Annotated in this window: 9 protein-coding genes; all 9 read right to left on the bottom strand. The window is 44.8% G+C overall.

Going from position 1 to position 25,061, the window contains the following annotated elements:
* Positions 1–321: 321 nt before the first annotated feature.
* Positions 322–804 carry an SRPBCC domain-containing protein gene (locus tag LC586_RS20680; protein WP_229486582.1) on the bottom strand — a complete coding sequence of 161 codons (483 nt, stop codon included), beginning with the start codon at positions 802–804 and terminating at the stop codon, positions 322–324.
* A 68-nt stretch (positions 805–872) separates the two neighbouring features.
* A complete protein-coding gene (locus tag LC586_RS20675; RefSeq protein ID WP_229486581.1) occupies positions 873–2,015 on the bottom strand; it encodes an MFS transporter in 1,143 nt (380 codons plus the stop codon).
* Positions 2,016–2,144: 129 nt separating this feature from the next.
* Positions 2,145–5,111 (bottom strand): amino acid adenylation domain-containing protein, encoded by a 2,967-nt coding sequence (locus tag LC586_RS20670; protein WP_229486580.1) that lies wholly within the window; start codon positions 5,109–5,111, stop codon positions 2,145–2,147.
* 242 nt (positions 5,112–5,353) lie between these two features.
* Positions 5,354–10,117 (bottom strand): type I polyketide synthase, encoded by a 4,764-nt coding sequence (locus LC586_RS20665; protein WP_229486579.1) that lies wholly within the window; start codon positions 10,115–10,117, stop codon positions 5,354–5,356.
* A gap of 470 nt (positions 10,118–10,587) precedes the next feature.
* Entirely contained in the window at positions 10,588–15,573 is a 4,986-nt protein-coding gene (locus tag LC586_RS20660; protein ID WP_229486578.1) for a type I polyketide synthase, read from the bottom strand.
* A 168-nt stretch (positions 15,574–15,741) separates the two neighbouring features.
* The gene (locus tag LC586_RS20655; RefSeq protein ID WP_229486577.1) at positions 15,742–17,016 is read right to left on the bottom strand and encodes an NAD(P)/FAD-dependent oxidoreductase; all 1,275 of its coding nucleotides are present in this window, start codon (positions 17,014–17,016) and stop codon (positions 15,742–15,744) included.
* A 307-nt stretch (positions 17,017–17,323) separates the two neighbouring features.
* Positions 17,324–22,816, bottom strand: coding sequence for a type I polyketide synthase (locus LC586_RS20650; RefSeq protein WP_229486576.1), 5,493 nt, complete (start codon positions 22,814–22,816; stop codon positions 17,324–17,326).
* Entirely contained in the window at positions 22,817–23,140 is a 324-nt protein-coding gene (locus tag LC586_RS20645) for an acyl carrier protein (protein ID WP_229486575.1), read from the bottom strand.
* Positions 23,141–23,367: 227 nt separating this feature from the next.
* A complete protein-coding gene (locus tag LC586_RS20640; RefSeq protein WP_229486574.1) occupies positions 23,368–25,047 on the bottom strand; it encodes a PfaD family polyunsaturated fatty acid/polyketide biosynthesis protein in 1,680 nt (559 codons plus the stop codon).
* Positions 25,048–25,061 lie beyond the last annotated feature (14 nt).

Below are 25,061 nucleotides of genomic sequence, written 5' to 3'. Positions count from 1 at the left end.
TTAAATAACTCCAATTAGGGAGGGTAGTAAGTGTCAAAATAATTCGTAATTGATAATGACGCTCGTTCCGACGCTCGATGACTCGCTCATAGCGTTGCTATGCCGTTGGCGCAGCCTCTCGTAGAGAAGGCTTTACGCTGCGCTATCGCTTTGCGCGTCGCTAACGTAATTCGTAATTATTACCCCATACCTAAAGGTATTTGCTCTGTCCCTCAATGATTTAATTATTAATTAATTACTAATTAATAAACTCCAAATTTACGAATTACGAATTACGAATTATTCGGTTAATCCCCCTCAACTAATTGCAAAGTATTAACTTTATGATTCTGCTAAGTTTTTAACAGCCTGATTCATTAATTCAAAGCCACTTAGAGTATTTTGATTTAGCTTTTTTGCCATAAAAGGAATAAGTAAACCTGTATAAATTTCCTTTTGGATAAGGCGAACATTTTTACTTCCCAATTCTTCAATAATGAAAGTGTGTTCGCCATCAAATATACCAGGTAATATAAACTTACCTTCCCATGCCAATGTCCGATTTTCTTCGTTTTTGACAATTGTCGGATTAAAAACCATACTTTTTAGACCAGGGGGTTGCACATGGATGGTAATCTTAGCACCTTTCTGAATCGTTCCTTCTGCTTTGACCAAAAAAGGATTCCAGTTGGAGTAATCATTCAGATTAGTTAGTATATTCCAGACTTTTTCAGCTTTAGCTGAAATTTCAATATCTGTATAAATTTCCAAAGTATTTCTCCTATTTAGTGTTTGTTTTGTTTGGGAAAATATAGAAACTTTCATGCTTTTTATCCTGTTAGCGTTTTTTGTGTAAATGAAAATATAAATTAGTAGTTTTGATGCTAGCTTTGTTAAATTTTTCTCATTAATTGAGCTAGAAATAGTGCAAACATAATTACAATTAAGCTAAATATGTATTGTGGGTTTAAAATTTTCATTAGCAATGAGGAGAGTATAGGCCCCGATGCACATCCAGAACCATATATAGCTGTAAAAATTGCACTTCCAGAAGATAATTCATTCCTAGAAAGCTTTGCTCCAATGAGTGCCAGTGATAACGGGAAAATTGGACTCACGCTAGCTCCTGAAGTAAAGGCAAAAATCTGAATAGTAATGAAGTTATTGGCTAACGAAAGAGACAGAATAGAAATTAGTGAAACACACACACAAATTAAAAGAATCTTTAATCTGCTAAATTTGTCTGCTAAATGGGTAACTGGAATAGTCGCAAGCAAACCTCCAATCACGAATACAGTAAAGGTAAAACCTATTTGCGCCACGCTGTAGTTCTGTCGCAGCAGATACACTGGATATAAAGATACTAGAGTAGCTACGGTAAAACCATAGGCAAATGCACCTTGAAGCGGGAGTGTAAGTTTTTTGAACCCAATACGTGACGAAGGTTGAAAAACGATCGCTCTTTCTGGCAGACCTATCCAGACAACAACTATACCACTAAGAACTAGAATACTGCCTAAAAAGAAAGTAATTTTTGGAGAAACACTATAGAGGGCGGAACCTATAACTGGGCCAATACCAAATCCAAAGCTATAAGCTAGAGCATGAAAACCGCTAGCTATTGCCCGATTACTGTCATGGCAAAAGCAGTGTAATCCAGTTTGTCCACACACTAAGTACAAACAGGAAGCAATACCCATGATAGTGCGGATTAAAAACCATAAAGGCAATTGCGTAGTCATGGGAAATAGGGGCGCACTCAAACCCATAAGTGCCAGTCCAAGCATCATAGTTTTACGCAATCCTAATTGACGCAATATATATGCCACCAAGGGTGCGCCCAGGGTTATCGACATAAAGTATACTGTGGAATTAGCTCCAATCCAGACATCATCAACTTGATGTTGAGCCATGAGCGTTGAGATAAAGGGAGTAAACAGCCCCATAGAGATACCGGAAATAAAACCGATAATATATAAGGCTGGTAAACCTGTGGAAAAGGGAGAAGTTGATACTTTTGAAGAAATTTCCTGCATTGTTTTGGTAAAGTTATATATTTGCAGTCAGAGTAATATGTTGGCGTTGCTGAATCCAAGAATGGAGGAATTATTTTGAGCATTCGAGTAAACAGCAACGACGACTTGCGTCACAAGTACTCCCTAAAGTTATTTGCGCTGCCGAACGCCTTCTTCTACCGGCGATATAACTGCAAGCATATTCTCTATTAGATCCAAGTATTGCTTGCCCAGTTGGTTGATGGTTGCAGGCAGATGAAAATTGCGAGAGTATTCGATTTCTAAATGGAAAGTGCCATCGATAATAGAAAAGAAGAACTCTAACAAGGTTGTGCGTTTTTGTTCAGGAGGGGACAAACGCCGATCGCGTTCTTCCTCAATGAATTCAAACAATTCAAACACAGGTTGGGTGCGATTCCCTAGGTAATTGGCTCTAATCGATGTCAGATTAGCATCAGGATAGATATAATTTGGCAAGCGATCGCATATCCAATCAAAGGTGACGCCGTTCATTGGCAGTGCATCAAAACCATCTTTGATATGCTTGATGGTTTTCTCCCACTTTTCCTCATAGTTTACCATTACGCCGACGGGAAAATTCACTGCAAAGTTACCAAAGCTTTCCCAGAAAATGTGGTTATCGCCCAGATCCCTACCGTGGCTACGATGACTCAATACTACCCAAGAAGTCCCACACCAAACAGCCGTCAGTTGGTATAAAGGAGCGAGCAAAAGTGTATACAGATTGCAACCATAGTGCTGTTTAGCTTTGCGTAACAGTGTGTCACTGTTAGCTTTGGTGAGAGTAAATCGCTCAGTAGCAGCAGAAGCTTCGATGTTAGTCCCCTTGATATGGTCAAAGGGAACATGAAACGCATATTGTCGAGAAGGAAATTGGGATTTCCAATAATCAACGTGGCTGGCCAAAGCTCCTTTTTTGTCTTCTTCCACAAGCAGACGGACAAAATCTGCGTAGGAAGGTGGCGAGGGGTTTTCAAAACTAGGCACACCACCCACCAAAATCTGGTCATAAGCGTACCAGAGTTCTTTAAATAGCACAGTTGTACTCAGCATATCAGCGATGATATGATGTGCAATCATGGTGATGTCGTACGATGATTCATCAACTTTGACCACGATTGTTGCTAATAGCGGCCACTGCTCAAGACGCAGTTTTTGACTGCTTTGCTCTATGCGAGAGCGGATTTCACGATCGCGCCCGGCTGCACTCAGGTGACTACCATCAAAGAAATCTACAGGAAATTGCTTTTCTGTACCCATGATTTGCTGCTGCCATTGTCCATTGCGTTGCACAAACAAAGTACGCAGAGCAGGATGCCGTGCCATCATCAAGTTGAAAGCTTTGTTGAAAACGTCCAGATTCAAAGCTTGGCGGTAGCGAAAACGTGTATACCCCATCCACTGATAAGGAGGCTCGAAGTATGTCACCAGCCATTTCTGCGCCGGCCCCAGTGGTAAGTATTCTTGAGCAGCATCAATGGTTTCATCCAGTTTTTTCTTCGGCTGACTCTCGTTCAGCAGCGCCTGGAGAGCATTACGATCCAGCTTGCCATTATGATTCTTAGGCAGACTGGGCAACCATTCCACACGTTGCGGAATCATATAATCAGGTAGTAGTCGGGATAGATGTTCCTTAATTTGTCGATTATCCACCTTGTTTCCAGACAACCAAGCTATTAATCTTTTCTGCCCAGCGCCATAATCTACAGCTAAAACTGCTGCTTCACGCACTGCTGGATGAGTATTAAGAACGCTTTCGATTTCTCCTAATTCTACACGAAAACCGCGAATTTTTACCTGGTTGTCAATACGTCCGTGATATTCAAAACTACCGTCTGGCAATTCCTTCGCCAAATCCCCAGTCCGATAGAGATAATTTCCGGGAATTTGGAGAAAGGGATTGAGGCGAAAAGCTTCTGATGTGCGTTGCAAATCATTTAAGTAACCTTTGGCAAGTTGTACACCTCCAATCCAAAGTTCTCCCAACTGCCCAGGTACGACTGGCTGCATTTGCTCATCTAAAATCTTGATGTAAACATTATCAATGGCTTTGCCGATGGGAATTTGATTAGTCACTTGTTCATTAGGACGTTGCTCAATGATATGAGCAGTCACGTCAATGGATGCCTCAGTTGGCCCATAGAGGTTTGCTAGTCCAGTACCCATTCCATACTTGTCAATCCAACGTTGGATAAAAGGTAAGGGCAAAGCTTCACCACTAAAAATTAACCAGCGTAAGCCAGGAAATTCCCAAGATTCATCTTCTAAAGCACTGATAAATTCGCCAAACAATGAAGGCACGAAATGCATAACATTGATTTGGGTATCTTTGATCCACTGAGCGAATTTCCAAGGATTGATTACTGTTTCCCTTTCTACTGGGCAAATAGTCGCTCCCTCCATCAGCGTCCAGAAGAGTTCCCAAACGGAGATATCGAAACAAAAAGAGGTTTTTTGGGCAACTCTGTCTCCAGGTTTCAGCCCGAATGTATTTTGCATCCAGCGCAGGCGGTTCATATAACCCCGATGGTTGAGCATTACTCCTTTGGGGCGTCCGGTGGAGCCAGAAGTATATAGAACCGTCATTAAATCATCGGGATCATTAGTATAGGGCGGATCTTGATCTGAGAAAGTAGACCAAGTATCTTTACTAAGTAAGTTTAGTTCTTTGCTGGGACTGAACCCGTTGCCATCGTCCAAAAATAGCAAAGTATGCAATGGTAACGCTGCATCCAAACACTCTTCAAGTTTATTAGTTACTTGATACTCAGTTAGCAAAGTGCCAATTTTAGCATGTTCGAGAATGTAACGGATGCGATCGCCTGGGTAGGAAGGGTCAAGAGGAACATAAGCCCCACCAGCTTTGAGGATGCCCAAAATTCCGACTAGCATTAAAGGGTTGCGCTGTGTCATGATGCCGACAAGAGTGTTTGGGCCGACACCCTGAGTCCGCAAATAATTGGCCAGCTGATTAGAAAGGCGATGTAACTGGGCGTAAGTAAGTTTAGTTTCTTGATGTAGAACTGCGATCGCCTCAGGTGTTTGCTGAACTTGTTCTACAATTTTCAGGTAAGGAATTTCTGTAATATTGCTCATCTCAATGATTTTCCTCTGAAGTTTTAAATTATTACAAGGAGACAGGAAGCAGGAGGCAGAACGCAGGAGAGAGCAAGGGGAAAATAATAACTCTTATCCCAATTCTGTATGAAGATGCACCAAACTATATGAGAAACGAACCGCAAAGGGCGCAAAGGACACAAAGAAGAAAGAAAGAAAATTTGGCGCAGCCTCACGAAAAAATGGTATTAACGCCTCACTCAGCACTTCTAACTCAGCACTCATTTGGTGAGTGTGTTTGCCATTTCTTGCAAACTCCTGCAACTTAGTAAGGCTTGGCGATCTACTTTGCCAATTAGCTTTTCCAAGCGGGTAATAATGCGGATACGTTCTAGGGAATCTACACCTAAATCCGCCTCCATATCTTTGTCCATTTCCTCGGAACTAATTTGGTAGTGACAAATTTCCTCCGCTACCTGTCGAATTGTGGACTCAATTTTTGCATCTACTTGTGATATTGATAGCAGTTCTGTTGGCTGTTGGGGTTGAATTGTCAGTGAGCATAATTCCTCTATCTGAGCAATGTATTCCTGCATTAACTGATCAATAACGGACAAGTTGAAGAATTTGTAGTCATAACTAGCAAACAGATGCAAACTGCCGTCGAATATCTCTTGTAATATATCAATGGTTCCAACAGCATTTATGCCACCTGCTTGATAATCAATTACCTCTACAGGGCCGTATTGAGTTTTGATACGAGTATGACCTGTGTAGGGAAAGTATAAATTTGATTTCAATACGCTCCTAAACATAGATAAACTATGCTCAGGTATTTTGCCGTCTTCTAAGGCTATATTGTCCCGGAACATCAGCCCCATCTGGCGAGTCTGCGCTCGGTCTAGACCGATGGCGATGCCATTTTGAACTTCTTGATGCACACGGTTTAACAGAATTTGCCAATCTTCATCCGGTTGTGGTGGCGTAAAACTCAGGGCTAAATTCTGCGCGAAACTACTGACTACATTAGAAGCATCCGCGCCAGGATAAACTCTACCACCGGTTGGGACTTGAACGATTACAGATTGTGAAGACTGCTGTAACTTGACAACGGCTCGCAGAAAAGCTCCCAGCAGCAAAGAATTTACAGGTAATCGCCAGTCACGGGTACGTTCAATCAGTTTAGCAGTGCGATCGCGTCCGAGAATGTACCGTTGAGTGTGAAATTGGGGGCGTGGGTGGTCAACAATATCGCCTTTGGGGTTCCAGAAGTAAGAATCCTTACCTTGGCTACTAGTGTAGGCTGCCAGCGCTCGGTCTTCTTCGGGATCGTGCCAAGCGTTCATGGCTTGCACTAAATGGCGGTAATCTTCTAAGGTCGTAGCTGGAGGCAGATCAGGCTGATCGTTGCAAATATTTGCGCGATAAATTTCTAGAAATTCACGCAATATGAGATGATTTCCCAGAGCATCAGAAATTAGGTGTTCGTTGCCTAAAAAGAACTGATATACCGAATCTTCTAAGCGCAATACAGAAAATTTATGCAATGGCCATTCAGTCAGGGGCCATTCATAATTTAACCAGCGATCAACTTCTGCCTGTACAGCCTGCTCTTTAGCATCACTGTCAAGATGTCTAATATCTGTAACTGGAATTTCTGGAGGAGTTGGATCTTCCATAACTTCCATTAAGTAGTCATGAAAGCGAGTCGCACCCTCTGGGACATGAAAGCGCGATCGCAACATGGGATGCCGAGATAGCAAGTCTTTCCAACTCTGCCAAGCAATATCTAAGTCGAAAGGCCCTTGTAAACGTAAACTAGAAAACAGGCTGTTGGAATTTACCACCCAGTGACCTAATAAGTGAAAATACTGTCCATGAAGCATTTCCACATTATTTATTTCGCCCTGCTCTCTACTAACTTTTTCTGCGTTACTAACTACAGCGTCTCCACCACTGACGATGTTTTGCTCATCTGAGGTTTGCCACTCCTCAAATATCTGAATTACTTGCCTTAATGTTTGCAACTGCATCAAGTCTCGCAAAGAGAACTTGCTACTAAATGCTGTCTGTTGGTCTACTGGAACCAATTTTATCAGACCGCTCATCAGTTGCATCATCATGATTGAATCCAATCCCAGGTCTGCCTCTAGGGAAATATCCAAATTTAATTGCTCTAACTTGAGTCCAGTTGTCTTAGCAGCTAGAGCTAGGATACGCTCCTCTAGGGTTGTATCAGAGATGCTGATGGCAGGAATTTCTGGCTTCTGAACTGGAACTGACTCTTGCTGAGTGACTGCTGTATCAATCCAAAAACGTTGGCGCTGGAAGGGATAAGTAGGCAGAGGTACGCGGCTACGCTGATAATTGTGGTCAAAGCCAGACCAGTCTACCTTCACACCTTGAACATACAGCGATGCCAAACTCTGGAGCAACTGCTGCCAATCGTTTTGTCCACGACGTAAAGAAGGCAACCAAACTCCCACGCCATCAGGTAAAGACTGTTGCCCCATTCCTATAAGTACTGAATGTGGGCCAATTTCCACAAATAAGTCATACCCAAGGGCTTGGAGAGTCTGCATCCCTGCGGCAAATCGTACTGGCTGCCGCAGATGACGACGCCAATAACTGGCTTGACCAATTTCTGCTGGCTGCACTAGTTGTCCAGTCACATTGGAAATTAAGTCTATTTGAGGTTCATGGTAAACCAACTCGCTAGCGCGTTGCTCAAACTCTGCCAAGATTGGTTCCATCAGAGGAGAATGAAAGGCATGAGAAACTCGTAAGCTTCGGGACTCAATTCCTTGTGCTTCCAGTTTTTGCAACACTGTCTGTACTGCTGGCGACGCCCCTGAAATCACCACATTTTGCGGGCCATTAACCGCCGCGATTGCCACTTGCTGAGTATTAGGCATAGCTGCGATTACCTGTTTTTCCGATGCAAACACCGCCGCCATCTCACCCCCTGGTGGTAATGCTTGCATCAAACGGGAGCGATCGACAATCAACTTCAACCCATCTTCCAAGCTGAACACCCCAGCTACACAAGCTGCTACATATTCGCCGACACTGTGACCCATGACGGCATTTGGCTCAATTCCCCAAGAGCGCCATAATTCATACAGAGCATATTCCAAAGCAAATAAAGCTGGTTGGGTGTAAAGTGTTTGGTCGAGGGGGGAATTCTCACCTGTGGCGGGATAAATTACAGACAACAGAGGTTTTGGCAGATAAGGGCGCAAGATCGCATCGCAGCGCTCTAGGGCTTGGCGGAAAGTCGGCTGGGTATCATAAAGTTCACGTCCCATGCCTACATATTGGGAACCTTGTCCGGTGAACAAAAAGGCCACCTTGGGTTGACGGGATTTATCAACTTGCCCTTTGAGGAAATCACCAGTATTTTGCCCAAGGTTGAAGGCTGCTAGCTGTTCACACACCTGATTTGAGTCTTCAGCCACCACTGCCAAGCGATGGGCAAATACAGAGCGACCTGTATTGGCACTAAAGCAGGCATCGGCTAGGTTTATGTCAAGATTAGCTCTGAAGGCTGTGTAAAAGTTACCAACTAACTCGTGTAATGCGCTTTCAGTTTTCGCTGAGAGACTGAGCAGATGTAAGGGGCGTTCTACTTCATTGGGCTGCTGCTGGCGGGTAGGGGCTTCTTCGATGACGAGGTGAGCATTAGTACCAGTTACACCAAACCCACTCAACCCAGCAATCCGGGGTTTATCTCCAGAAGTCCAAGGCGATCGCCCGGTTGGCACTAGCACTGGCAGCTTTGCCCACGGGATGAAAGGATTGGGATTTTTTAGGTGCAGATGAGGCGGTATCTCTTGATGTTGCAGTGCCAGCACCACCTTGATCAGTCCCGCCACCCCTGCTGCTGATTCCAAGTGCCCAATGTTGGTTTTTGCCGAGCCAATGATTAAAGGCTCCTGTGGCGATCGCTCTTGGCACAACACTGCTCCCAAAGACTCGACTTCGATCGGATCTCCTAAAGATGTTCCTGTGCCGTGGGCTTCGACATAGCTGATTTGTCCAGGCTCTACCCCAGCGTTAGCTAAGGCTTTACGGATCAGTGCTTGCTGGGCGACTCCATTCGGAACTGTCAAACCACTACTGGGGCCATCTTGGTTGACGGCTGATCCCCGAATTAGGGCTAAGATATTGTCACCGTCAGCGATCGCATCACTAAGGCGCTTGAGAACAACAACCCCACACCCTTCTCCCCTTGCAAAGCCGTCGGCAGCAGCATCAAAAGTCTTGCAACGACCATCGGGGGCTAACATCCTGGCTCGACAAGTGGCAATGGTAGCAATTGGTGAGAGGATGAGATTCACCCCACCAGCTAAGGCTAGATCGGACTCTTGGCTACGCAGACTTTGGCAGGCTAAATGGATGGCTACCAATGAAGATGAGCAAGCCGTATCTACCACCATACTTGGCCCCTGTAGACCCAAAGTATATGACAAGCGACCAGCTACAGCATTAAGACAATTGCCTGTGGCACTGTAGGCATCGATTTTGGTGCGATCGCTAGACCCAATTTGGAGTTGCAAATAATCATTGGTGGTAATCCCGACAAATACGCCGGTTTGGCTATTCCTCAAGCGATCGGGTGCAATGCCAGCCTGCTCAACCGCCTCCCAACTGACCTCTAACAACAGCCGTTGCTGGGGGTCTATGTTCTCAGCTTCCCGTGGGGTAATGCCAAAGAATTGGGCATCGAACTGGTCTACTTGGTCTAGAAACCCGGCATTTCTAACATACATTTTTCCTGGTGCATCAGGGTCTGGATCGTAGAATTCATCAATGTTCCATCGATCTCCAGGAACCTCTGTGATGGCATCCACTCCATCATGGAGCAAAGACCAGAAAGTTTGCAGATTGTTAGCACCCGGAAGTCGGCAACCCATACCAATAATGGCAATTGGCTCTGTCTTGGCACGCTCCATTGCGTCAAGCTTAGAGCGCATTTCTCTAACTGCCAGCAGTGCATTTTTTAAGCGATCGCGATGGTCAATAGTTTCGGGAATATTACTCATTTTAATAATTTCTGAGGGTGTTTAAAGAGTTATCAAAAAATCGAGGATCTTTGATGCAGTAGACTGAAAATCTTTTGAAGAAGGGGTGTAGGGTTAACAAAAAATCAGAATTGATTAAAAAGTCAATCAATTTTGGATTGCCGATAGCGCAGCATTAGCGAGTCCTTTGAGCGTCTTTTGGATTTTGGATTTGTTCCGCCCACTAGTGGTCTATGTCATTAATTTTGAGGGATAAGAGAACGAACCGCAAAGGACGCAAAGAGGAGGACACTTCCGTGGGCGGGTTTCCCGACTTGAGGAAAGTGTCCGTCGCAAAGGAAGAAGGGAAGAAGAGAAATCGAAATTTGATTCACCTATCAGAATTAATGGGACAGACTACTAGGAACAGGGCATGAACCGAAATAATTTTTAATCTAAAATTGGCACGGTCAACTCCTGTTATGGGATTTCACCTACACTCCCCTAGGCCCCTAATTAACCAAGGCGGCTAATTCTGCGTCTAGTAATGAAGCCAATTCGTCTTCAGAAAATTGTTCTAGCTCTACTGAAGCTTGAGACAATTCTTTGGGATCTTTTTGTAACTCCTGTTGTGTCGATGGCTCTAGGGAAAGAATGTGGGTAGCCAGGTGATTAGCTAAAACCTCAATATTTGGATAGTTAAAAACTAGTGTTGAACTTAAGGATTGTCCCAAACTGACTTCAAGGCGATTCTTCAAGTCCACAGCCATCAAGGAATCCATGCCTAGTTCGAGAAAGCCCTGTTGTACGTCTGCCAGATGCGATGGTTCTAGTCCTAAAACCTCAGCAACTTGGCTTTGCAGATGAGCAATTAAGAAACTTTGACGTTTGTTGGCTGGTAGGGCATCCAATTGCTCTAAAAACTGTGGGCGCAATGCTGGCTGCACTTCACCTTGTTCTTGTAGCTGTGTGCCAATTTGTTTGAGTAGCGATCGCTGTCCCTTGACTTCATAAACTGCTTTGAAGATATTCCAGTCAACCTTAGCCACTGTTGTTTGGACAATGTTTGTACCCAAAAGCTGCGCTAAGACTGCAATCCCTTCTTCTGGTTGCCAAGGTTCTAACCCCATCCGCTTTAATAAGGTTTGAGTTTCTTCCGAAGCCATCCCGCCACCTGCCCAAGGGCCCCAATTTATACTTAAAGCTGGTACTCCAAGGGCTTGGCGATAATGGGCAAGGGTGTCGAGAAAGTGGTTGCCAGCAGCATAATGTGCTTGTCCTCTAGAACCCCACACTGAAGCAATTGAGGAGAAGCAAACGAAGAAGTCTAAATTCATCCCCAAACTGAGTTGATGTAAAAGCCACCCACCCGCTACTTTCGATTGCAGAGTGGATTCAAGGGTCTTAAGGTCGATGTCTTGTAAGGGTTTATACTCAGCTATTCCAGCAGCATGAACAATTCCTTTTAAAGGAATTTGAGCATTGTGTAACTGTTCAAAAACCGCAGAGATTTGAGCCTGGTTGCTGACATCAGCCTGAGCGACGACGACATTAGCACCTATATTTTCTAAGGCTTGAATAGCCTGCACCCGTTCCCAGATTTCGGTATCCTTTGGCAAAGTTGCCCATGTAGCACGATCGGGAAGGCCCCTGCGTCCTATTAGCACCAAGTTTCGTGCCCCTTGTTCTACCAGCCACTGGGCAACTTTCAGCCCTAAACTGCCTAAGCCGCCAGTAATTAGGTAAGTACCATCAGCTTGCAATTGCACAGGTTTAGATGGCAGTTTATTGCTACGCACCAAACGAGCAACATAGCGTTTTTCCCCGCGTAAGGTGAGTTGATCCTCGCCATCAGGCTGCCAAATTTCTGTTAATAGAGAAAGAGCTTGCCGATCGCTAGAGATACTAGGATCTAAATCTATCAACCCTCCCCAAACTTCAGAATGCTCTAGTGCGATCGCCCGGCCCATTCCCCACAAAGGTGCTTGAGCTACTGCTAGAGAAACAGGTTTTGTTTCCACTGCTTGTGTGCCAGAAGTTATCAACCATATCCGAGTTAATGCTGACTTACTCTGTTTGACGAGTTCCTGAACAAGATGCAGTACACTTCCACAGCCAAGTAGTTGCGCCTTCTCTAAAGAAGATGGTGTAATTTGGTCGTCCATTGCTGCATCTAAACTCCACAGATGCACTATTCCACGACACGACAGACCATTATTTCCGAGAGTTTCCTGCAATAGTCGTTGACAATCTTGAGGATTTGCTGGGTTGATTTTCCGATGTCCACCTTCTAAGATTTCATAGGCTTCGCCAGGATAAATCATTACATATTTTTCACCGCGCGATCGCAGCAGTTCTGCTAGTGTCTGTCCCACACCAGCCCGATCTGCGAATATCAGCCATTTGCCCGGCTGGTTAACGGAAACAGGCGGTACACTCAAACGCTCTTGGGGTTGCCACTGCACTTCGTATAATGAATCACTCAGATAATCCAGAATCAAGTGCTGCTGATCTTGTAAGAGCAACTGTTTAAGTAGCTCATATCTGTCTGGAGAAAGCTGGACAATACGTTGAGAAAGTTGAGCAAGCTGCATACTCTCCAGGATGGATTGCACTTGTGCTGCTGGTAGTTGTTCAACTATTTCTAACTTTCGAGCTAGTTGTTGGGTATCTCCAGATTGTAAAAGATTGTGAATCGGGTATCCAACATTTTTGTTTGATACAATCTGTACTTCTGGCTGCTTGGGTGCTTGGCTCTCAAACCAATAACGCTTTCTTTGGAAGGGATAGGTAGGCAGAGGCAGGCGATCGCGTTGATAATCGTGGTCAAAGCCAGACCAGTCCACTTTCACGCCTTGGACATAGAGCAAGGCTAAACTCTGGAGCAACTGCTGCCAATCGTTTTGTCCACGGCGTAAGCTTGATAACCAAACCCCAGTTCCTTCTGGTAAACATTGCCGCCCCATACCGATCAGTATGGGACTTGGGCCGATTTCCACAAACAGGTCATACCCAAGGGCTTGGAGAGTCTGTATACCTGCGGCAAATCGCACCGTCTCCCGCACATGACGACGCCAATATCTGGCTTGACCTATTTCTGCTCCCTGTACAATTTGTCCAGTCGCATTGGAAATCAAGTCTATCCGGGGAGTCGCATAAGTTACTGCTGCTGCTTTCTGCTCAAACTCCGCTAGCATCGGCTCCATCAGAGGAGAGTGAAAGGCATGAGATACTGTTAAGGGACGAGTGACTATTCCTTCGGCTTCTAATTCCTTTAACACCACCTGTAAAGCCACGCCTTCACCGGAAATAACTATATTTTGTGGGCCATTAACCGCCGCGATCGCTACTTGCTGAGTATAGGGAGCGATCGCCGCGACCACCTGCGCTTCCGATGCAAACACCGCCGCCATCTCACCCCCTGGTGGTAATGCTTGCATCAAACGGGAGCGATCCACAATCAACTTCAACCCATCTTCCAAGCTGAACACCCCAGCTACACAAGCTGCTACATATTCGCCGACACTGTGACCCATGACGGCATTTGGCTCAATTCCCCAAGAGCGCCATAATTCATACAGAGCATATTCCAAAGCAAATAAAGCTGGTTGGGTGTAAAGTGTTTGGTCGAGGGGGGAATTCTCACCTGTGGCGGGATAAATTACAGACAACAGAGGTTTTGGCAGATAAGGGCGCAAAATAGCATCGCAGCGCTCTAGGGCTTGGCGGAAAGTCGGCTGGGTATCATAAAGTTCGTATCCCATGCCTACATATTGGGAACCTTGTCCGGTGAACAAAAAGGCGATCTTGGGCCGACGACTGTCTTGAGGTTGCCCACTCAATACTCCCCATAGATGATTACCACTGCTGAAGGCTGCTAGCTGTTCGCATATCTGGGCTGAATTTTCAGCTATTACTGCTAGGCGATTAGCAAATACAGAGCGACCTGTATTAGCACTAAAGCAGACATCAGCTAAGTTCAGATCGGGATAGGCTTTGAATGTGGTGTAAAATTTACTGGCTAACTCCTGTAATCCGCCTTCAGTTTTTGCCGAGAGAGTTAGCAGGTGCAGGGGGCGTTCTACTTCCTTTGGCTTTTGCTGACGGGTTGGCGCTTCTTCAACTACCAAATGAGCATTAGTGCCACTAAAACCGAAGGAACTCAGACCCGCAATGCGTGATCCGTTGGGCGAAGACCAGGGAGTGAGTTCTGTAGAAATTTTGATTGGCAGTTCTGCCCAAGGTATATAAGGATTAGGGTTATGTAAGTGTAGATGAGGTGGTATTTCTTGATGTTGCAGAGCCAGTACTAACTTGATTAAACCCGCCACTCCAGCTGCTGCTTCCAAGTGTCCCATGTTGGTTTTAGCTGAACCAACTATCAACGGCTGGTCTGGAGAGCGTCCTTGACCTAGTACTGCTGCTAAGGCCCGCAATTCGATGGGGTCTCCTAGTGATGTGCCTGTGCCGTGAGCTTCTACGTAACTCACCTGATTAGGCGTTACCCCAGCGTTAGCCAAAGCTGTGCGGATAACTGCTTGCTGAGATGGGCCATTGGGAACCGTTAAACCGCCGCTACGACCGTCTTGGTTGACAGCCGACCCCCGAATTAGGGCTAAAATATTGTCACCATCAGCGATCGCATCACTTAGGCGTTTGAGAACTACAATCCCGCACCCTTCTCCCCGTGCATAGCCATCAGCCGCAGCATCAAAGGTTTTACAGCGACCATCGGCAGCTAGCATCCTCGCTCGGCATTCATTAATAGTTACCACTGGTGTCAGAATCAAATTCACTCCGCCAGCCAGAGCTAAATTACACTCTCTTGTACGTAAACTCTGGCAAGCTATATGGACTGTCACCAAGGACGACGAGCAGGCTGTATCTATTGCCATGCTTGGCCCTTGTAGACCTAGAGTGTAAGACAATCTACCAGAAGTAACGCTAAAAGCGCTACCAGTGGCAGTATGGGCATCGGCGAGACTGGGGTCGTTGGCTGCTACCTGGAAATAATCCAGATTCATAATCCCGACAAAAACCCCAGTTGGACTACCAACTAGCCCCTCCTGTGCCAGCCCAGCATTTTCTAGGGCTTCCCAACTCACTTCTAAGAGTAGCCGCTGCTGCGGGTCCATATTCACAGCTTCCCGAGGCGCAATCCCAAAAAATTGGGGGTCAAACTGATCTACCTGGTCTAGAAACCCGGCGTTGCGGACATACATTTTCCCTGTAGCATCAGGATTTGGGTCATAGTAAGCATCAATATCCCAGCGGTCTGCGGGTACTTCTGTAATGGCATCTATCCCATTACGCAACATTTGCCAGTATGATTCTGGATCGTTGCTGCCTCCTGGAAATCGGCAACCTAAACCAATAATGGCTATTGGTTCTGTCTTAGCCCGTTCGTTGGCTTCTAGTTTCGCTTGCATTTCCTGCAAGGCCAAAAGAGCGCGTTTTGTTGGGGATAAAGGTTGGGAGTTTTCTAAATTGTTACTCATATCAATACGTTCCCTATTTCTATATAGGTGAAAAATTGGCGAACTATAGCAATCCAATTTGATTTTTGAATTTACTTGCGTAGGGAGTAGGGAATCAGCCCTTTCGAGTTGAGGAGGAGTTTTTTCAAAAATCAAAAAGGAGTCCTATATGAAAGTTGAAGCAAATTGCTATGCCTGTTTTAATTTGTTGACGATTTCTAAGGCACTAGCAATTCCACTTTCATGGAAACCATAAGAATCAATTCCTCTTTTCTTGATGTGAAAATAAGTTCCTGAGAAATAGACAGGGCCTGTATCATTTAGTTTGTTAAGCTGTTTTTGAGCCTCTAGAGTATTCATGTCATACTCTGGATGTTTATAGTTGATGACCTGAATAATTTTGTTTTTATCAATTTCTACAGGAGGAGTATCAAGAGATACAAAGTAGTCTTTCTCTGCTTGAAAATTATGCACCATATTAGAGTAATAAGTTACAAAGGTATAATTTTTTTCATCTCTGGTTATTTGTCCATAGTTCCATGATTTCCACGTATTTATATCAGGATGCATGACAGCAGAATCAGTATGCAATGTTACAGCAGTTTCATGATATTTAAAAGTACTAAGTAATTCTCTTTCCAAATCGGTTGGTTCTTCTAAAATTTGTAGCGCTTGGTCAGCATGAGTTGCAATAATAACTTTGTCAAAAACTTCTTCTCCAGTTGCAGTCTTAACAATAACCTGGTTTTGCTCTCGTTTAACTGAGATAACCTTTTGTCCGGTTCTAATAGGTCGCTTCAGCAAAGATTTGACTTTTTCTACATATCTTGAACTACCTTTAGTAACTGTTTCCCATTCTACAGATTTTCCACCCAGGCCTCCTTTATCATGAGTCATAAAAAAGCTAATAAAGGTAGACGCGGGAAAATCCATCAGCGAATCTGTAGGAATTGACCAGACGGCTGAACCCATCAACATCACAAAATTATCTGTGAATTCCTGGCTAAAATTATTTTTGTCTAAATAATCTTTCATGGGAATTCTTGTTTTGCCTTCCCAGAAATCATTTCTACACTGAGTAAAGAAACGATTGGCTTCGTCATATAAGCTGAGAAAAGAAGGATTACAATTTTGCTCGACTTCTTCTCTTTTTAGATCAAATTCTTCGGAACTGAATTGGATTCCTGAATCTAAATTATAGAAATTAAACCCTCCTATATGCTTTTGGGTTTCAACCTTTAAATCCTGAAAAAATTGTGTCAAGCAAGGATAATTGGGCTTATTAAAAACTACAAAAGCTGTGTCTATGAAAAAACTTTTATCTCCCTCAAAAACCTCTATTGTGTTAGCATGTCCACCCACACGGTTGCTTTGTTCATAAATCTCAATATCGTATTGATCTTGTAGGTAATATCCTGCTGGTGTTCCAGAAATACCCGCACCTACAATAGCTAATCTCTCCATAAAATCCTCCAATTAATGAGTAAATTAAACTTAGTTATTGCTCGTACAAAGCCGCGATTCAAGGAAAAGCCTCATCCAGAAATTTTTAGGTTGGTTAAATACTAGTGGTTTGTCTCATTAAATTTGCTGGGTTCGTAGTAGGCACTGAAGTGCTTAAAAATCTAGTAAGACTTACGCAAAATATCTCTCAAACTCTGATTTCTCCGTGTACTCTGCGCCTCTGTGGTTCGTTATTCCGTAACTCTTGCGTAAGTCCTATCTAGGACTAAAGTCCTTACTACGAACTCATCAAAATTAATGCAAACTACTAGAACCTAATACTTTCTAATTCCCTGAGCAGTAATGCCTCTGCATCTTCTTCTGAAAGCTGTTTAAGTTCTGCCGAGGTGATAATCTGTTGATGATGATTGTTCTCGATCGCAGTAGGCAATTCTGTAGACTGTTCCACAAAAAACATCTCATTAGCCAGATACTTAGCAAGAGTATCGAGAGTTGGATAGTCAAAGATTAATGTTGAAGACAGAGAGCGCCCTAGAGAAGTTTGCAGACGGTTACGCAACTCGACGGAGGTTAGAGAGTCCATACCGATGTCGAAGAAACCTTGATGCGGCTCTAAGGAATGAGACGAACCTCGACCCAAAACTTTAGCAACTTGGTCTTGGACGTGAGCAAGTAACATTTCGTGGCGATCGCGCACAGAAACTTTTTCTAATCTCTGAACAAACTCTAGCTGTTGTACCGATGGTGGTTCAGCTTTGGGTTGTGAGCCTAACTCGGTAAGCAACGCTGGAACGGTATCAGCAGAAAATTGCTGCATAAATTGCGACCATTCCACAGGTACTACCCCAACCTGGGCAGATGACTGTTGAAGTAATTGTCCCAGTACTTGTAATCCTTGCTGTGGTGCAATGGTATCCATCCCCATTGCAGCCAAGCGCTGTTGCTCTTGACTACCCAAGTTAGCGGCCATTCCCACCTCTGCCCAGGTACTCCAGTTGATAGCCAACCCTGGTAATCCTTGAGCGTAGCGATAATGGGCAAGTGCATCTAAAAAAGCATTGGCGGCGGCATAGTTGCCTTGTCCTGGTGAGCCAAGCAAGGAGGCTACTGATGAAAACATCACAAAGAAGTCTAAAGGCAAGTTCTGCGTTAAGAGGTGCAGATTCCAAGCTCCTTGGATTTTCGGAGCCATCACTTTAGTAAAGCGTTCCCAGTTTTGTTGGCGCAGCATTCCATCGTCGAGAACACCCGCAGCATGGATGATGCCTCGCAATGGCGGCATTGATTCCGAAATTTTCCCCAAGATATTGCTAACATCTCTGTGTTGAGAAACATCTCCCTTAGCCACCAGGACTTTAGCACCAGAATGTTCTAGTTGGTTCACAGCTTTGCGGGTAGCATCAGTAGCATCACTGCGCCCTACTAATACTAAGTGCCGCGCTCCTTGCTCCACCATCCACTCAGCGAGCTTCAGTCCTAAACCACCCAGACCACCAGTAATTAGGTAAGTGCGATCGTTGTGCAAGGATAAAGGCGGTACTGATTTACTGCTACTTTGAACCAAGCGGGCAACATAACGTTGTCCACTGCGGAAAGCTAAATGATCTTCTCTATCCGGCTGGGAAATTTCGGTAAACAGTGTGGCAGCTTCATCACCAGAGATGCCAGCCGCTAAATCTACCATTCCTCCCCAAATCTCCGGGTGTTCTAGAGCGATCGCTCGACCTAATCCCCACAAGGTTGAGTGTACCACTGCCAAGGGAGTAGCTGACGATTCTACGGGTTGAGTATTTTGTGTCACCAACCACAGCCGGGGAGACGCCGATTTTTCAACCTGGGTCAGCCCCTTTACTAAATGCAGTACACTTTGGCAACCCAATGTCTGAGCGATTTTGAGAGAATCTGCGGTGATCTCTTCTAAAGAAAGAGTATCCAATCCCCATAAGTGGACTACTTGACGCAACGGGGCTTTATATGTCTGTGAAACCTCCCGGAATAACTGCTGAAAATCTTCTGCACAGGCAGGATTGATTGTGTAATGTCCCGCCTTCGATAACTCATATCGTTCACCGGGGAAGACCATAACACAAGTTTCACCCTGACTTTCCAGAAGTCCTGCTAGGGCTGCTGCTGTGCCTTCTTGGTCAGCGAAGAGTAACCAGCTACCTGGATGATTTGGCGCAGATTCAGCCAAATTGGATTGACGCCCTCTAGGTTGCCACTCTACTTCATAAAGCCAATTATTTAGGTTCTTTTGAGCAAATTGTAGCAGTACTTCACGTTTGGCACGCTTGACGTGCAAACCCTCAATTTCTGCTATTACCTGTCCAGCATCGTCAAAAAGCCGCAGATCGCCGATGCGGGTTTCTTGATTTGAGCTATCTTGGGGACGTATTTGACCATGAATCCACAATTGACTTTCGGGGCGACGGTATACCCGCAGATTATCCAACCCGACTGGGAGATAAGTATCTCCTTCAGCAACATCAGCTAAGGTAGCAAATAAAAGCTGAAAACCAGAATCCACCAGTACAGGGTGCAACTCAAATGCTGCCGCTTCTGAAACTAATCCTAATGGCAGCCGAATCCGCCCCAGAGCTTCTCCATCGCGTCGCCAGAGTTGTTCAATTCCTTGAAAACTTTCTCCATACTCCAATCCCCGATTTCGCAGATTTTGATAGTATGTTTTGGCTGATAATTCTTCCTGAAAGCGTGCCTGGAAGTCTTTGAGAGAAACAATTTCTCCTGAGTTTGTCTGCCCTGCGTGAATTTTTCCAGTTGCGTGCTGTATCCAAGAGCTTGCATCATCTGCTTGGCTCAATATTTGGAAAGAAGCTTGCCCAACACCTTCAGGTGTCAGAATTAACTGGACAACCCGACTAGCATCTTCTAGGATAATTAGTGGTTCCTGAATCAATACCTCCTGGAGAGAAGATCCTGAGCCAAAAGCTACCTTCGCCGCAGCTAGAGCTATTTCTAAGTAAGCCGCTCCTGGCAAAACCACTATGCCATAAACCTGATGACCAACTAGAAACGGCTGTAAATTGATGCTCAATTCCGACTCAAATAAAGTCTCCTTGATGGCTGAACGTACCTTTTGACCTAATAGCGGATGCAGATTTGTCTTGCCAGTTGATAGCTTTGCTTGAGGTTTACGTTCAAACCAATACCGATCGCGTTGCCAAGGGTAGGAGGGTAGGCTAACAACCTGATATTCAGATGGATATAGTTGCTTCCAGTCAACGGTAAATCCTAAATTGTAAAGGTTGCCTAAAGAACTAAGTAGCGTTGCCCGTTCCGGCTGACCGCGCCGCAGAGAAGATAATACCGTTCCCTCTTGACCAAGATGACTAAGACACTGGGAAATATAACCCGAAAGTACTGGGTGGGGGCTAATTTCCAGGAAAATAGTTTGACCTGCACTTACTAGTTCTTCAATTGCTGGTGCAAAGCGGACGGGTTGCTGTAGGTTGCGTCCCCAGTAGGCGGCATCGAAATCTGCACCATTCCTAGACTGACCTGTGACGGTTGAGAAGATGGGAATTTTTGCTGCTTGTGGCTGGAGTTGATCTAGTGTTTCTACTAATTCCTCAGCAAAGGGTAACATTTGCGGGCTGTGGAAGGCATAATTCACAGGTAGCAACTTGCAGAAAACCGTAGGTTGTTCGCGTTGGAGTAACTCTAGAAATGATTCTATGGCAGCAGGTTCTCCCGAAACTACTGTGGAAGTGGGACTATTAATAGCAGCGATCGCTAGTCGCCCTTCGTATCCACGCAACCAATACTCTGTGTCTTTCGGCGACAATTCCACTGCTGCCATTTTGCCATTGCCAGTAGCTTGTTGCATCAAACGACCGCGATCGCAGATTAGCTGCACGGCATCTGCTAAACTCAGAACGCCAGCAATATGGGCTGCTGCTACTTCACCCAGACTATGACCCACCACCGCCTTCGGTTCAATACCCCAAGCCCGCCACAGACAAGCAAGCGCCACTTGCAGTGCAAAAATTGCTGGCTGGGCAATCTCTGTCTCTTGCAAACGAGATTGAGAGGCATCAGCTGTCAGTTCTGCTAATAAAGACCAATTAGTATGAGATTTGATTAGGGCATCACATTCTTCTATAGTGGCGCGAAAGACTGGTTCCTGTTCTAGTAACTCCCGACCCATAGCCCACCATTGCGGCCCCTGACCGGAGAACACAAAAACTAGTTTCGGACGGCGATGGCGATGCTTGCGATTAGAAGATTGATTAGTCTCTAACTTGCTTTGTAAAAAATCTTGTAACTTTTCTTGGAGTTGTGTGGGAGAATCAGCCAACAAAGCTAGGCGGTGTTCATAGTGAGTGCGTCGCACACTTGCTGTATAACAAATGTCTGCCAGTAAAACAGCATCGGGTTCTTGAGTTTCTAGAAAATTCTGATAAGCTTGTGCTAGTGATTTGACAGCTTCCTGGCTCTGGGCTGACAGGGGTAGTAAGTAAGATTGTTGCTGTTGCGAGATATCTGCGAATTGGGGAGGCTGCTCTAAGACAACATGAGCATTAGTTCCCGAAAACCCAAAAGAGCTAATGCTAGCCTTGGCTTGACTAGACCCTTGAGGCCAAGGTGTCAAAGACTGCTGCACTCGGATGGGTAGAGTGTCAAAAGGAATATAGGGGTTAGGCTGGTGAAAATGCAGATTTTGTGGTATCTGTTGATGCTTGAGGGATAACGCAACTTTAATTAAACCAGCGATGCCAGAGGCTGCTTCTAAATGCCCAATGTTGCTTTTTACCGAGCCGACAGCACAGTAATTTCCAGCAGGACGGTCAGTAGCCAAAACAGTTCCGAGAGCGATCGCTTCAATGGGATCTCCCAAAGGAGTGCCAGTACCGTGCAATTCAACATAGCTGATTTGGTCTGGTGTCACCCCAGCATTGTCCAAAGCCTGACGAATCAGTGCTTCTTGAGCAGGGCCATAAGGCACAGTCAGCCCTTTGCTGCGACCATCGTGATTGATGGCGCTACCACGGATGAGTGCATATATCTGGTCATTGTCTGCCAGAGCCTGAGATAAAGGTTTGAGGACAACAAAACCAGATCCCTCACTGCGAACATAGCCATTGGCTTGTGCGTCAAAGGTTTTGCAACGACCATCGGGAGACAGAGCTTTTAACTTGGTTAAGCCAATATTACCAGTTGGTGAAACAATGAGATTCACACCTCCAGCTAAAGCCAGGGTAGACTCTTTGTTCCATAGACTTTGACAGGCGAGGTGAACTGCAACGAGTGAGGAGGAGCAGGCAGTGTCAACTGCCATACTCGGCCCCCGAAAGTTAAATAGATAGGAAAGGCGACCAGCCGCAACGCTCAATGCGTTACCAGTCAGATCGTAGCTATTGGGTCGATTAGAATAATCCTCTCCTTGAATTAAACTGTAATCGTTAGCTGATGAAATCCCCACAAACACACCAGTGCGTGTCCCCAACAGTTGTTCTCGCACCTGTCCAGCATCTTCCAATGCCTCCCAAGCCACCTCTAGCAGAAGTCGTTGCTGGGGGTCCATAGACATGGCTTCTCTCGGCGAAATTCCGAAGAAGTGGGGGTCAAACTGGTCTACTTGTTGCAAAAAGCCGCCACACCGCGAGTTCATTTTGCCGATTATTTCCGGGTCTGGGTCGTAGAGTTCACTCAAATCCCATCGATTTGTGGGTATATCTGTGATGGCATCTACGCCGTTACGCAAAAGCTCCCAAAAAGCCTCTGGATCTTTTGCACCAGGAAACCGGCAGCCAATACCAATTATTGCGATCGGTTCCATTCAACTATCTTCCTGGGTTGTACTACATTTATGAAATTGCTTTGAAACACTAGTTTCCTCAGCTAATCGCTGGGCAAGTTCTGCAATAGTCGGGTAATTAAAAATTAAAGTAGGACTCAAATTTCGTCCGAGCCACTTTTCTAACCTTCCGAGCAGGATCATTGTTTCTGCTGAATTTAGACCGTAGTTATCGAAAGGCTCAGAGGTATCTATGTCTTCGGGATCAATTTCCAGTCGCTCGGCGAATTGGGCAACTAACCAAACTTGAATAGTCTCTACACTTTGAGAGTGTGCATCATTTGAAATAGTAATATGTTGGTTCATTTGCATACCTTAAGTAACTAAGTTGGACTCAAAGAGATTTGGAATTAAGTTTCACTTTTGCTGAAGCTTTAATATAAATTGCCGTGATTCAGGACTTCAGGTAGATTTTTTTTTGCATCCTCTGAGAATAAACCGGAAATTTTTGGGTTATGTTCTCAACCAAAACTACTAACCCTTATAAACTATTCATCACTAAATCCAGAAATTATGCGAGGTTTTAAGAAAATCTAGGAGATTAAAGGCATGGGACGATAATAACGGTAGTCCTCCGGTAGCTGCAATCCCTGAAGTTTCAAGCTTTGTAATCGGTACAAGTAGGCTGCTCCATTCATAATATGGTAGGCAACATCAACTACACGCCGTGCATTCGGTTCAGCTAAGTAAGACCCTTTTACCCATTCATTAAAAGCACCGATCGCAGGCCCGCACCAAATTTGATAATCCATTTCTCGGCCTTTTTCACCAGAGGAAGACCAGCGAGAGGATAATCCTAGATACCAGCGAAAAATCAGAGCCATTTTCCGTTTGGGATTATCATTTGCTCTAGTAATTTGCTCTGGATCTCGTTCAGAGAAAAATTTAACTGTATCTTCCCAAATTGCTTCTAAGTTTCTACCAAATACTTGCTGTTCTAATTTTTGTCTTTCCTCAAGTGGAATTTCGTCAATTGAGTTGTAATTTTTGTAAAGATCATACAATTTCTGCGCCCGCATGGGGAAAAAGTTACCAAGTTTGAGCAGTTGTACCTTTACCCCCATTTCAAACATATCGGCACAAGGAGCCATAATTACGTCTGCCATAGCAGCTTTAGCTAGCAAGTTTTTTGTATGAACAGAAGTACCAGCTTCAACACAGGATTGATTAATCGACCCCGTTACCACATAACTCGCCCCCATCATGAAGGCGGCTAATGCTGACTCAGGTGTGCCAATACCTCCCGCAGCACCGATCCTTACCTGTCTGTCGTAGCGGTACTGGCGCTGCATCTCGTCCCGGAGAGCTAAGATTGAGGGTAAAAGGCAGACAAGGGGACGATTATCTGTATGTCCACCCGAATCTGCTTCTACGGTAATATCATCAGCCATTGGCACTTTTTCTGCCAACGTCGCTTGTAACTCTGTAATCAGTTGTTGTTCAACAAGCTGCTTGAGAATTTTTGTAGGCGCTGGCTGTAAAAATTTTGTTGCAACTTCTGAGCGAGAAATTTTGGCAATGACTTTGTTGTTTATCTCGATTTGACCGAGTGCATTGAGATTCAATCCAGCAGCTCGATAATAGACGATATGAGGTGTCAAACCGAGAAAGGCAGAAGCTTCTACAGTCCGAACACCGTGTTTGAGGTACAAATCAATGGCCTGACGTTCCAAGGCTTCTTCGCTCGGACTATGAATTAGGTTAAATGCGTAAGGCCCTTGGGGCAGAGCTTGCTGAATTTGGTGAATAGCTGCTTCAATCCGGGAAGGAACTAAACCAGCCGCACCAAAGCTAGCCAAAATACCTGCTTTTCCCAGAGCAATTACTAATTCTGCAGAAGCAATGCCACCTGCCATAGCACCAGCAGTATATGCATATTTTACCCCATGAAAATCTAGGAAGCTGCGATCGCCTAACTGTTGAGGCGGTAGCGCCGGAGCAACCATCAAAGTCTCTAACAATCCACTTCGACTGTTGTCAGGGAAGTAAAAATTGCCTTGGTTGGCGATACCAATCCGACTCTGGTTTCTGAGGACATAACAGGGTTGATGCAAATTCAACAACCGATTTTTGATTTCTATTTCGTCAAAAGCAATTAAATCTAAATCACCTTTCCCTGCTTTATTTGCATTATTAAAATAGCTTGTAGCATTGCTGTCTTCAGCTAGTAGAGTTGCAAAAACATCTTTATTTTTCTTGCTATTTCCTAACATTTGGAAAAATCTCC

The sequence above is a fragment of the Nostoc favosum CHAB5714 genome (genome assembly GCF_020829495.1).
In the GTDB taxonomy this organism is placed as follows: domain Bacteria; phylum Cyanobacteriota; class Cyanobacteriia; order Cyanobacteriales; family Nostocaceae; genus Nostoc; species Nostoc favosum.
The sequence above is the reverse complement of the archived record's forward strand: the minus strand, read 5'-3'. Positions and strand labels throughout refer to the sequence as shown.